The 12,483-nt window shown below is 45.3% G+C and carries 12 protein-coding genes; 3 read left to right on the forward strand and 9 right to left on the reverse strand.

Going from position 1 to position 12,483, the window contains the following annotated elements; translation table 11 throughout:
• Nucleotides 1–5: 5 nt before the first annotated feature.
• Both FN831_RS19710 and FN831_RS19715 read right to left on the reverse strand, forming a co-directional pair.
• Nucleotides 6–215, reverse strand: coding sequence for a hypothetical protein (locus tag FN831_RS19710; RefSeq protein WP_142529911.1), 210 nt, complete (start codon nucleotides 213–215; stop codon nucleotides 6–8).
• A 109-nt stretch (nucleotides 216–324) separates the two neighbouring features.
• Nucleotides 325–2,592 (reverse strand): TonB-dependent receptor, encoded by a 2,268-nt coding sequence (locus FN831_RS19715; RefSeq protein ID WP_142529912.1) that lies wholly within the window; start codon nucleotides 2,590–2,592, stop codon nucleotides 325–327.
• Nucleotides 2,593–2,712: 120 nt separating this feature from the next.
• Between FN831_RS19715 and FN831_RS19720 the strand changes: the two genes are divergently transcribed.
• The 3 genes from FN831_RS19720 (at nucleotide 2,713) to FN831_RS19730 (ending at nucleotide 4,428) form a co-directional block, all read left to right on the forward strand.
• On the forward strand, nucleotides 2,713–3,372 hold the full coding sequence (locus FN831_RS19720) for a metal-dependent transcriptional regulator (RefSeq protein WP_142529913.1): 660 nt from the start codon (nucleotides 2,713–2,715) through the stop codon (nucleotides 3,370–3,372).
• Between the two features lie 71 nt (nucleotides 3,373–3,443).
• Nucleotides 3,444–4,262, forward strand: coding sequence for a tryptophan-rich sensory protein (locus FN831_RS19725; RefSeq protein WP_142529914.1), 819 nt, complete (start codon nucleotides 3,444–3,446; stop codon nucleotides 4,260–4,262).
• Nucleotides 4,243–4,428 carry a hypothetical protein gene (locus FN831_RS19730; RefSeq protein ID WP_142529915.1) on the forward strand — a complete coding sequence of 62 codons (186 nt, stop codon included), beginning with the start codon at nucleotides 4,243–4,245 and terminating at the stop codon, nucleotides 4,426–4,428. The genes FN831_RS19725 and FN831_RS19730 overlap by 20 nt, the downstream gene beginning before the upstream one ends.
• Before the next feature lie 31 nt (nucleotides 4,429–4,459).
• Here FN831_RS19730 and FN831_RS19735 read toward each other — a convergent pair whose 3' ends face one another.
• The 7 genes from FN831_RS19735 to FN831_RS19765 all read right to left on the reverse strand — a co-directional run bounded on the left by FN831_RS19735 (nucleotide 4,460) and on the right by FN831_RS19765 (nucleotide 12,483).
• Complete coding sequence (locus FN831_RS19735; protein WP_142529916.1) at nucleotides 4,460–6,106, reverse strand: M28 family metallopeptidase; 1,647 nt, start codon at nucleotides 6,104–6,106, stop codon at nucleotides 4,460–4,462.
• Nucleotides 6,107–6,177: 71 nt separating this feature from the next.
• Complete coding sequence (locus FN831_RS19740; RefSeq protein WP_142529917.1) at nucleotides 6,178–7,191, reverse strand: zinc-binding alcohol dehydrogenase family protein; 1,014 nt, start codon at nucleotides 7,189–7,191, stop codon at nucleotides 6,178–6,180.
• Nucleotides 7,192–8,214: an aldo/keto reductase gene (locus FN831_RS19745; RefSeq protein ID WP_142529918.1), complete on the reverse strand. Its 1,023-nt coding sequence runs from the start codon at nucleotides 8,212–8,214 to the stop codon at nucleotides 7,192–7,194.
• A gap of 9 nt (nucleotides 8,215–8,223) precedes the next feature.
• Entirely contained in the window at nucleotides 8,224–9,054 is an 831-nt protein-coding gene (locus FN831_RS19750) for an amidohydrolase family protein (RefSeq protein ID WP_142529919.1), read from the reverse strand.
• A gap of 11 nt (nucleotides 9,055–9,065) precedes the next feature.
• Nucleotides 9,066–10,310 (reverse strand): L-fucose:H+ symporter permease, encoded by a 1,245-nt coding sequence (gene fucP / locus FN831_RS19755; RefSeq protein ID WP_142529920.1) that lies wholly within the window; start codon nucleotides 10,308–10,310, stop codon nucleotides 9,066–9,068.
• Between the two features lie 213 nt (nucleotides 10,311–10,523).
• Nucleotides 10,524–11,840 (reverse strand): hypothetical protein, encoded by a 1,317-nt coding sequence (locus FN831_RS19760; protein ID WP_142529921.1) that lies wholly within the window; start codon nucleotides 11,838–11,840, stop codon nucleotides 10,524–10,526.
• A 67-nt stretch (nucleotides 11,841–11,907) separates the two neighbouring features.
• A complete protein-coding gene (locus FN831_RS19765) occupies nucleotides 11,908–12,483 on the reverse strand; it encodes an RNA polymerase sigma factor (protein ID WP_142529922.1) in 576 nt (191 codons plus the stop codon).

A 12,483-nucleotide genomic window follows, 5' to 3' on the forward strand; every position in this document is an offset into this window, starting at 1 on the left:
CTGATCTACTCAGGACTTTCTTCGTGCCCCTGCTTTGGAAGCGGGTTAAAGTCGGCATCCCAGGTTTCATCAGCGACATTAAAGTCGGCATTCCTCAACTGGCGCCTTCTTCTGATAATATCATTCACATTGACAAAGCCATCATACGGTATATGTGTATGATCATCTTTCTCTTGTTTTGATTGTTCAGCGTCGCTGTCAGGATCCGTTTGCATTGATATTCAGAATTGGCATTTAATGGTCGTAAATATAAAGCATATTTCAAATTAAACACACTAATTAAGGTCTAACAGCAATTTATAGCTTATAGTTTTAAAAAAATGATTAATACTTGAACAGGTTATAACGGACACCGGCAAATCCCCTGATTCCCTGCAATGGAGCGTAATTGTATTCAGTATCAAAAGTATATCCGTTTGGATTGCTGACCGGATCAGCCGCTGTTTTATCAAAGGGATCAAAAGCCCTGATCAAAGCATACTTTGGTATAAAATTAAGTATATTCTTTATTCCGCCATAGATCTCCAGTCCGTTGTCAAATTTCTTCGTGAGCTGGATATTGGCCAGTGTAAACCAGGGCGAGTATTCCGGACGGTAGTCTCTGGGCTGGACAGGCAAACGCATCGGCCCTGTATATACCCCGGTCAGATCAACCACAAATTCGCCCGGAAAAGTATAAGATATCAGGTAATTGCCACTCCATTTTGGCGCATGCAGCTGCCTTGTTTTTTCGGTTCCATTGCCATTGTTGTCCAGCTGATAAACGTCAGACCAGGTAAGGCCGGCCGAGATCCTTAAAGGAGAATTGAAGGTCATTTCTGTATTGACCGCAATCCCTCTTGAAATTGCATGCCCGTTGAGGTTGGCATAAATAATCTTGTCCGGATCCTGGTCAAAGTCGCCCGTAATCTTATTTGTAAAATAGGAATAAAAGCCGGTTACATCTAAATTTAACAGGCCAAATCCCGCGGGCACCTTTTTCACATAATTGAGGTTTCCATTATATGAACGTTCTGGTTTAAGCGCTTCGGCAATCACTACCTGCCTGGCCCCGGTCAGCGCAGCATGATCTTCAGTGAATAAATTCACTACGCGGAAGCCCGTTCCGAAACTTGCCCTTAGGGTATTCATCGGATTAGGGGAAAACTTATAGGCCAGCCGGGGGGAATGTATGCTACCGTGGTAACGGTCGTAATCGTAACGGTAGCCCGTGAGCAAGGTCTGCTGCTCCGAAAACTTCCATTCATCCTGGATAAATATTCCGGGCAAAGGCGTGGTGGCAGGCATATTATGAAGCCCGTTTGCGGATGAGGTAGCAGGTGTATTGTCATCATACCAGGTATAACGGTATGTTGCCCCCAGTAACAGGTTGTGTTTCTTTCCCAGTTCTTTGTCCCAGTACATTTGCGCAAAACCCACCTGCTGCGTAGCGATAAAGGGATTGTAACCATAATATGAATTCTGATGATGCCAGTTGTACGATAACTGCAGCATAATTTTTTCTTTAACCGGAAGCTGGTATAAACCGATCAGTTCCCATCTGCGGGTATAGATGCTTTCGCCATAAATACTGTCAGAGCCTCTGAAATCCTTATTCCAGTTCATCTGCCCGCCCCAGCGATCTTCATTGACAAAACGGGCAGCCAGACTTGCCTCACGTTTTTCTTTTCGCACAAAATTCCATTTGTTAAATACAGAGATACGGTGCTGTAAGGTCACATCGGTAAACCCATCGCCGTTTTTGTCTGTTGGGTGCTGATAGTTAAAATAGTTTACTCCCAGCAGGCTTTGAAAATTCTTTCCGCTGAATTTAACCGATGCATCCAGGTTATATTCCTGCCAGGTAGTACCAAAAGCATCAAAACTAAACAGGGGCGCTTTGACCGCATTTTTTGTAATCACGTTGATCACCCCTCCCATCGCCTCCGAACCATAGAGAGAAGAGGCCGGGCCTTTCACCACTTCAATGTGATCCACAAGGCTATTCGGAATCCCGCTGAGGCCATATACCGTAGACAGGCTGCTGATAATGGGCATACCGTCAATCAGGATCAGTGTATAGGCTCCCTCCAGCCCATTGATATGAATATCACCGGTATTACAGATATTACAATTTAACTGGGGGCGCACGCCATTGATCAGGCCAACTGCCTCGAAGAGGCTTGGAGTTGGATTCTTCTGAAAAAAGGCTGGGGTATATACTTCTACCGGAACAGGACTGTCCAGTTTACGTACGGCTTTCATTGTACCTGTAACCACCACTTCATTCAGGTCGTCTGATTTCTCTCTCATTTCTACATCCAGCGCCATCGTACTGTCGGCAGCCAAAGTGATTTGCTGACGATGAGTGATATAACCTATTGCGGTAACGCTGATTTCGTAAGTTCCGGCTGCTACAGTTGTAAAACTGTAATGACCTTCCTGATCTGTTAAAGTTTTGTAGGTGGTTTTCTTTAAGCTGAGGGTTGCGCCCTTAAGCCCTTTTTCACCGGCACGAATGTTCCCTGCAAGATTTGCCTGCTGAGCGATGCTCCGCTCAGCAGATAGTAAGATAAGAAACAATATAAAAATAAGAGTAATTAGTTGCTTCATATAAGTTTTATTAGTCAGGTAAATTACATTAAATTAGACATGACAAATATATATAATTAGACATAACTAATTTATACGATTAGACAAATATTTATTTACTTTTGTTTGATCAGCAGAATCATGAAGAAAACCTATTCCGAAGAAAACTACCTTAAAGCCATTTACCACCTGGGGAAAACTGACAATAAAGTGAGCCCAAAGGCTATTGCAGATGCGTTGGAGAATAATCCAGCCTCAGTTATTGACATGCTGAAAAAGCTGCAGGACAAGGACCTGATCACTTATGATAAAGTTCAGGGAGCAATACTGAGCCCTGCCGGTGAGGCTTCTGCGCTGGATATTATCCGCAAACACAGGCTCTGGGAGGTTTTTCTGGTAGAAAAATTACAATATGGATGGGACGAGGTGCATGATATTGCAGAACAGCTGGAACATATACACGACGAACAGCTGGCAAAGAAACTTGATGATTTTTTAGGAAACCCCTCTGTAGACCCCCATGGAGATCCTATACCTGCACAAAATGGGAAGATGCCGGTATATGCCAATAAGCGGCTGAGCGAGGCGGAAGAGAACCAGTTATGCAAAGTAGGCAGCGTTAGGGACACTTCTACCCCATTTTTAAAGTATTTAAAACAACTGAAAGTAGGTTTAGGCTCTAAAATCAAAGTAATTGAAAAGATGGAATTTGATCAGTCGATGATTATTTCTATCGATGACGGAGAGCCAAAAACCGTTTCGAGCAAGATGACCGACAATATCCTCGTGATCCTGGATTGAGGATTTTTTGCAATTATAAAACCTTGTGGGCGCGCTGCTGTTAAACAACAGAAGATAAACCTCCTGCCCGCATGAAAAAAATTCTCCAGGTCTTAAACGTTGTTACCCTTTTATTTACGATTGGCATCAACTACCTTTTTAACGGTCAGCAGGGCAAAGCCTCTATCGCTGATATATCTGCAAAATATGATAACCTGCTTACCCCGGCCGGCTATGCCTTTGGCATCTGGGGACTGATCTATCTTTTCCTGATTGCCTTCGCGGTATATCAGGCCGCAGATCTTTTCAGGAAAGACCTTAAACGTGATTTTATCCTCAGGATTGGCTGGTGGTTCATCATTGCCAATCTGGCCAACGCAGCATGGGTATGGGCATTTACGAGTGATCAGCCGGGCTTATCGCTCCTGATTATGCTGGTGATTTTCTTCTCGCTCCTCAAGATCGTGATCAATACAAGGATGGAAAAATGGGATGCGCCCAATCCGGTGATATTTTATATCTGGTGGCCTTTCAGCCTTTATTTTGGATGGATCACTGTTGCGCTGATCATCAATGTGTCTGCTTACCTGACCGCAATACACTGGACAGGTGCACCGGTAAGCACAGAAATATGGGCCGTTCTGGTCCTGCTGATCGCGGCATTTATATTTGTAGCCATGACCTGGACACGCAACATGAGGGAATATGCAAATGTAGGCGTATGGGGAATTGTGGGCATCGCCGTAAAAAACTGGGGACTGCACCCCCTGGTAACCTGGACAGCCATTGCTGTATCAGTGATGATATTTATCAGTGCATCGGCACACGGCCATTTGAACCGTGCAACCGGCCCCTTTACTAAAAGAGACAGAAGTAAACTATTAAACGACTATGGAGAATCAGAACAGTAAAACAGAAAAAGACCAGGTTAAACCTGAAGGGATTGACCAGTGGAACGACCGTTTGGATCAGAATTTAGAGAACGAAAAAGAGGGCGATGTAGCTGCCGATGAAAAGGCACGCGAGTTCTCTGATGAACAAGGCAGTGGTGATCAGTCGGACGAGGCAGACGCATAGCGCTTAACAGCAGGGGGCATAAGCCCTCCTGCTACTTGTTTTTTTCACGTGCGGCCTTAAACTCCGAGCCCTCTTTCCATTTCGGAAAAGTAGTTTCATTGCTCAGACGATATCCCATATCAAATAACAACCTTACATCCTCTACCATACCGGAAACATCTGCTTTGGGATCAAAGTTATCCTGCGGAGAATGGTAGCGCGATTTAAAGAAATCATCAGCCTGCTGCTGGCCCCATACCCTGCCATGTTCTATATTATCTACACCCGATCCTGTAAACAATGAGGGGATACCCACCTTTGCCAGGTTAAAGTGGTCAGAGCGGTAGTAAAGCCCGGTGGATGGTTTCGGATCTTTCACTGTTACACGTCCCTGTTTCTGAGCAGACACTGAGGCATAATCTTCCAGTTCCGACTGGCCAAAGCCATAGATCACAATATCTTTTGTTTTTCCGGCCAGCCCCATCATATCCATGTTGATATCTGCCACGGTTTTCCCAACCGGGAATACAGGATGCTTGGCATAGTATTCAGAACCCAGCAGCCCCTGTTCTTCACCGGTAAAGGAAACAAAAACGATAGAACGCTCAGGTTTCGCCTTTTGGAAGGCCGCAGCCAGGTCGAGCAGTGCAGCCACACCGGTAGCATTGTCTGTCATTCCGTTATAGATAGAGTCTCCTTTTATGGGCTCACCGGTGCCAAGATGGTCCCAGTGAGCAGAGTATATGATATTTTCATCCGGCCTTTTTGTACCGGGAATGACAGCGACCACATTATTGGATACAGACTTTTTGATCGTATTATTGACTGTTAAGGAAGTTGTACTTTTTAAATCCACCGCCTTAAAACCAGGTTTTGTTGCCTGCGCGAACAGGGCATCGGACTGACCGGCGAGTTTAAACAATTGTTTAGCCACATCAAGGCTGATCCAGCCTTCAACGATTGCCCTGGACATATTGTTGTCTTTTTCTTCGAGCTGGAGTTTGGACTTAGACCATCCGCTGCGCACTACCGACCAGGGATAGGCAGCAGGGGCAGTGTCATGAATGATGAGGATTCCGGCCGCGCCCTGACGGGCAGCCTCCTCAAACTTATAGGTCCAGCGCCCGTAATAGGTCATGCTTTTCCCCTTAAACAAGGTTGAATCCGAAAATCCCGGATCATTGATCATCACCACTACCGTTTTACCTTTTACATCCAGTCCGGCGTAATCATTCCATTTGTACTCAGGGGCAACAATTCCGTAACCGGCAAAAACCAATGGCGAGTTCTCCAGATTTACCTTTGGTAAAACCCTTCGGCTGCCTGCTACAAAATCCGTCAGATAGTTTGCAGTTACACTTCCCGCAGCGCCCTTAAATACCATTTTGCTGTCGGGCACAGATTTTATTTCTACCATCGGCACCTGCTGGAAATAGCTGTCGCCATTGCCTGGTTTAAGCCCCAGCGCACTGAATTGTTCTTTCAGATAACCGATCGATTTGGTTTCTCCAATGGTAAATGGCTTCCGGCCCATAAATTCATCCGAGGCCAAAACACTGAGGTGTTTCACAAAACTGGAGTCACTGATCATTTTTATCGCAACAGAATCTGTGGCAGTTGCTGCTCCGGTATTTCCCTTTTGCTTACAGGCAGTAAAACAAAAAACGGCAGCAGCCAGGTATAGTAAGGTTCTTTTCATTTATTCTCTAAAATTTTAAATCACTTCTGCAGCTCGATAGCATTCCTGAAGCGTTATCTCAAGCCCCAGGCCTATATCACTACTACAGCTTTAATTGCCCCGTTTGCAGGATCAATCAACTCTGAGAAATGATATTTAAGTTCATCAAACTCAACTTTATGCGTAATGTAATTATCCGGCGTAACGGAACCATCCCTGATACAGGACACCACCTGCTCAAAATCTTCGGGCAGAGCATTGCGGCTGCTCATCAGCGTAGCTTCCCGCTTATGAAATTCGGGATGGCTGATCACCAGCTCTTCTTTCTGCAGGCCTATGAGCACATATCTTCCGCCATGTGCAAGATATTGAACGCCAGAATTTATGGCTTTTAAATTTCCCGTGCAGTCCATTACCACAGTTGGCATATCCCCATTGGTAATTTCCATTAACCGCTCCATTACATTATCCGTAAGCGGGTTGATCTGGTATGGGATGCCGAAGGTATCTTTACAATACTCCAGTCGCTGCGGGTTCACGTCCATAGCGATTACCCTGCCCCCGGCAATGGCAGCAAATTCCATTGTACCCAGGCCAATAGGCCCGGCGCCCATCACGAGCACAAATTCATCCAGTTCTATTCCCGCCCTTCTTACTCCGTGCGCGCCTATCGCCAAAGGCTCTACCAGTACCAGCTCATCTGCAGTTAAGCCTTCGCCGCGTACAAGCGCATAGTCTGGTACGGAGATGTATCCCCGCATACCACCATCAATATGCACACCGAAAACTTCCATTTTTACACAGCAGTTGGTTTTACCGTTCCTGCAGGCCACACAACGGCCACAGTAGAAATACGGACTGATCGTGACAATGTCTCCGACGCCAAATCCGCTCCCCGGTTTGGTCTCCACAATTTCTGCGGCAATCTCATGGCCCAGTATCCTTGGATAATTAAAGAAGGGCTGTGTGCCTTCATAAGCATGTATATCCGTTCCGCAAATACCCACACGCAAGACTTTTAATAAGCTGTAGTTTTCCCGTTCAACAGGCATCTCTGTAACCGTATATTCAAATTCTCCGGGGGTATTGCAAATCAATGTCTTCATCTATCTATAACTGTTTATTAGTCCTTCTGTCTTCATGGCTTGCCAGAACGCAGCTGGTATCTGCCCCTTGGCCATGGCAATATTCACTTTTACTTTTTGAGGGCGTGTAGTATTCATCGCAATGCTTCCTACGCCGGGGATATGCAGCCCGAAATCTACACAGGCCTCAGCAGGCTTGATGTTAAACCGGCTGCAGAGATCAAAAAAACGGTCACGCCATTCATACAATGCCTTTCCGCCGGATGAACTGCGGTCTACCAGCTGGTAGTTAAAATAATCGCCTCCGGTTAAAAAACCTCCGTTAAATACCGCTGAATTGATTACCTGTATATTTTTTGAAGCCAGGTCTGCAATAAAATCAAGCAGCTCCTGCGGATGTGAAATTACGGTGAGGCTATTGGCGATCATCACCCAGTCAAGCGGTACGTCTGCGGCGATCCTGCGGATCACCTTCCAGTCTTTTGATCCTACGCCAATGGCCAGTACTTTGCCCTCTTTTTTGAGTTCGGCCAGCGCCCTGTAAGCCTCCAGGATATCCTGGTACAATTTCTTTTCATGTGTTTCAGTGCTGGCAGTTGCGAGATATTCATCGGGATCATGCACAGAAACAAGCTGCGCATGATAATTGCCCAGCAGCATATTGCCTTGTTCAAAACACTCCAGGATGCCGTCATAACTTATTTTTTGCACGGCATCATGCTGTATATCTACCCATACACCCTTTTCAAACGTGGGCTCCGGGCCCAACATTTCTGTCCGCAGCCATCCAAGTTTATTACTGATCAGAATATCCTGAGGGAGAACGTTTAGTGCCGAGAGACAGGCACCCAATACCTCCAGTGATAAGCCAGCGCCATATTTACCGGCAGAGTCAAAAACAGGTTTACCCTCAGAGTGAAGGAGGCACTGATGAACGATTTCTTTTTTTTCTTCAAATGGCACGGCCTGGTAAAGATTGCCTAAACCACTGGTGCCAAAAATAACTTTTGGCAGTGACAGGCTTTCTGAAAGAGCATTATCCATGTGAGTACTTTATAAATGATAGAAATCTATTGCATTTTTTCCAAAAAACAGCTGCTGCTCATTTGCTGTAAATGAGCGGAACAAAGATCTTACAATATGGATTACCTCCGTGTAATTTCCCCCTGCCAAACATACAGGCCAGTCTGAGCCGTACATTACCCTCTTTGTGCTAAATGCATTTAAAACCACGTCAATGTACGGAATAAAATCTTCAGATTTCCAATTTTGAAGGTCTGCCTCCGTCACCATACCGGAAATTTTACAATAGACATTTTCATGTTGTGCCACCAGCTGGATATCTTTTTTCCAGCTGCTGATCTCTCCTGCTTTGATCCCGGGCTTTGCCAGATGGTCGATCACAAAACGCTGGTTAGGAAACCTTGAAACCAGTTCAGGGATAAAGCGCAGCTGGTCCTGCAAAATCAGGATATCATAGGAGAAATTGTATTTATCCAGCAGGGATATGCCCTTTAAAAATGAAGGCTGCAAACACCGGTCGCGCTGTTGTTCTCCCTGCAAAATATGGCGGAAACCTTTTATCACAGGAACCTGCGAATAAGTACTCAGCGATTCTTCTATATTGGGCGACTGCAGGTCTGTCCAGCCTACCACTCCTTTGATAAAATCGTGTTGATCACTGAGCGCAACCAGGAAATCTGTTTCCTCAGCGGTTTGGTCTGCCTGTACGGCTACACATCCCTGCACATCGTTCTCCTGCAGTACAGGCGCAAGATCTTCGGGCAGAAAATCTTTTCTGATCACTGCCATTTCATCCCCGATCCAGCTGTGCTTTACCGGATCATACTTCCAAAAATGCTGATGCGAATCAATTGTTATCATATTTCTGATTGTTAGTGCGCCACACTGAGTTTGATCTTGCCAACCCTCAGGTTTGTCAATGCAAAATAAAAGATCACAGCAAAACAAACTGCCGGAACTGCGTATGCTACCTGGATATCGGTAAGGTCAGACAATCTTCCCATGAGTACCGGAAAAACTGCTCCCCCTACGATGGCCATGATCACCAGCGAAGAGCCTTCCTTCATCCTTGATCCCAGTCCGCGGATACTCAGTGAAAATATTGTTGGGAACATGATAGACATAAAGAATTCAACACCCATCAGTGCATAGACCGAAGCCTTGCCATGGAGCATTACTGCCGCAATGATCAGCAGAATATTGATCACACTGTAAACAGCCAGCAGCTTTGAAGGTGCAATATATTTCATCAGGAAGGTACCGATAAATCTGCCCGCCATAAATCCAAGCAGGGCGCCAGACAAGAACAGGGCCGCTGACTTTTCCTGGATACCTGCAACATGCGACGAAAAGCGGATGAAGAAACTGCTCACACAGGTTTGCGCACCTACATAAAAGAATTGCGCACTAACCCCAAGCATCAGGTTCTTTTCCTTTAATAACGATCCTGTAGCTTCTTCATGGCCTTTTTCATCTTCGATCTCAGGCAAAGGAGTCCTGATCAGGAAAAGTGCGATCAGCAGCACTACTGCTCCGATAATCAGGAAGGGCACCTGCACTGCAGAAGCTTCTTTATCGAGGTAAGTATTGAGCTGTGCAGGGCTCATGGCAGATTGTGCGCCGGCACTGAGGCTGTGTCCCGACAGGATAAACATCCCGCCCAGCAAAGGCGCGAGCGTAGCCGCCAGTCCGTTAAAAGACTGAGCAAAGTTTAGCCGCTGTGTTGCCCCTTCGGGATCACCTAAAACTGTGATATAAGGGTTTGCGGCCGTTTCCAGAAAGGTTAGTCCGCTTGCAATTATAAACAGGGCCGCCAGGAAGAATACGTACGATCGCGTAAGGGCTGCGGGATAAAATAAAAATGCGCCGATGGCGAAGAGCGTTAATCCAAACACAATACCGCCTTTATAGCCAAATTTCTTCATGAACCATCCGGCCGGCAATGCCAGCAGGAAATAGGCGATATAAGAGGCCGAATCGATAAAAGCCGATTGGGTATCTGAAAGCTGACATGCTTTCTTAAGGTGCGGGATCAGTATAGGGTTTAAGTTGAGGGCAAATCCCCAGAGGAAGAACAGGGAGATGATTAATACTACAGCAAAATGATTCTTTTTCATTTATTATCGTTTGTATACAGGTTTAACTATTTATATTGGCTCAGGCTAAAGAAAGGATGTTTTTGCTGAAAAAAGCAATACAAGGTTATCCAGTTATTAAGCTATTTTGTCCTCTTAACCGGATAACGCTCTCTTTTGATGCTTCAACCCTCCCAAAATGGAAGGCTGCGTTTCATTTAAGCAGAGGAATTTAATCCGCGGGGAAGGATGTTTTTAATGCAGCGAAGAGTAGCGGTTTGCGGCAAGCTTGCCTGGTTTTTTGGAAGGGAAGAGCCCGATGTTAAGAGAAAAAGCCACACCTGTGGATTTTAGGCTGACATCATAATTTCCTATTCCGGTAAGCGGCAGTTTGGCAAAAGGCTGCACGCCTACACTCAGATTGTTGCTGATCCGGTGATCGAAGCTTACGGAGATATTGGCTACGCCTAATAAATGCTGGTTCTGATTACTGAATTCTGTAGTAGTTACCTGCTGTGCCGCACCCGGTTTATCCACAACATAATCGTATTTCTCTTTCAACATAAAATAGCTGGAGAGCCCGGTATTTACACTCACAGAGAATTGTTTCTTATCCAAAACTTTGTAGTTTACGTTTACAGGGATATCAAGGACATTACAATCAGCTTTTACTTCCCAGTCTGATGATCCTGCAGATGGGGCATAAACGTTGCTGGCATCAGAACCGGCACCATAATTATAATATTTTTTGGCGTATACTGCTCCAGAAGTTAGGCTAAACTTTGATCCGAGGGCATACGTTGCCAGAACTCCTACGTTGGAACTTATTTTGGCCGACTTATTCGTATTTGAAGGGCCGGAAGTAATATCCGGGCCAGCAAGTGCGCTGAGGATCAGGCCGGGCCGCTGAGCAAAAGCGCCATCCATTTTCTTTTGCACGCTTTTGGCAATTTCATTGTGGTTGATCTTTTCCAAAGGGTCTTTACTAAGCGCCAGGGCCATTGCTTTTTGCGCCAGGATTGCGCTGTCTGTCAAAGGAGTTTTTAACGCTTCAGGAGTTTTTACCACCAGAGGCGTTTTAAACGGAACAGGGGTATAAGGAACCACAACTGTGTTTGCATTTACTAAAGCAGCAGGTGTCTGGTATGGCACAGAAGAGACATACACAGCAGGAACATCTCCGTCAGAGCCGGCCGCAATATTATTTGTCCCTGTTTCTTCATTTTTCAAAGGGGCTGCAGCAGCACCGCTTCCCGCAAGCCTCTCTGCTTTTATCGTATCAGCTCCCACAGCGGGCAATTGATTTACAGTGCCGGATTTGGCTTTACGTGCAACCAGCGGGGTTTTTATTCTTTTTTCGAACACAGAGGGGCCAGACAAAAACCAAAACAGAAAAATCAGCAATGCGGCAGCAATGCCACTGGCTGTGTACAACCAGAAGGGTAAAATTCTCCTTTTCTTTTTTTCATTCAGTTTACGCTCCATCTTCGACCAGTCCAATTCGTTGAAAGGAATTTCCGGGTCATTCAGGCCACGTTTAAATAGCTGATCTATCTCATTCTCTGGTTCCATCAGTATTTTTTATAACGTACGTATGCAGAATGTATGCGGTTGTTCATCCGGGGTAAGATCAATATCCTCATGCTTCTTTTTTTATATTTATATTATTATGCACAGATATATCATCTGCCTTTTTATCTCCCAGCGCGGCAAGCTTTTCCTGCAGCTTTTGTCTGGCCTTAAACAAATTCGATTTGGAAGTACCTGCAGAGATCTTTAAGAGCTCGGCAATCTCATCATGAGAATAGCCATCAATTGCATACAGGTTAAACACCGTGCGGTACGCAGGCGAAAGGCTTTGTACCAGCACCAGCAGATCCTTGTAGGCCAGCTGATCGTAAACTGCTGCTGCATCACCTATATGGTGATGGGTATCTACATCATCATGATCCGAAAACTTCAGGTTCATCCGGTAATGATCTATTGCAGTATTGGTGATGATCCTTCCTATCCATGATTTAAAGGGCTTTGCAGGATCATATTTTTCAATATGCGTGAAGACTTTAAGAAATCCGTCATTTAATACATCTGCCGCATCATAATCATTTAAAGAGTAACGCCTGCAAATAGCCATGCCATAACTATAAAATTCTTTATAGAGCAAATACTGACTTGACCTGTCCTGCCTGATGCACCCGTTAATTATTGCCTGCAA

Source organism: Pedobacter westerhofensis (genome assembly GCF_900182595.1).
GTDB classification, from domain to species: Bacteria; Bacteroidota; Bacteroidia; order Sphingobacteriales; family Sphingobacteriaceae; genus Pedobacter; species Pedobacter westerhofensis.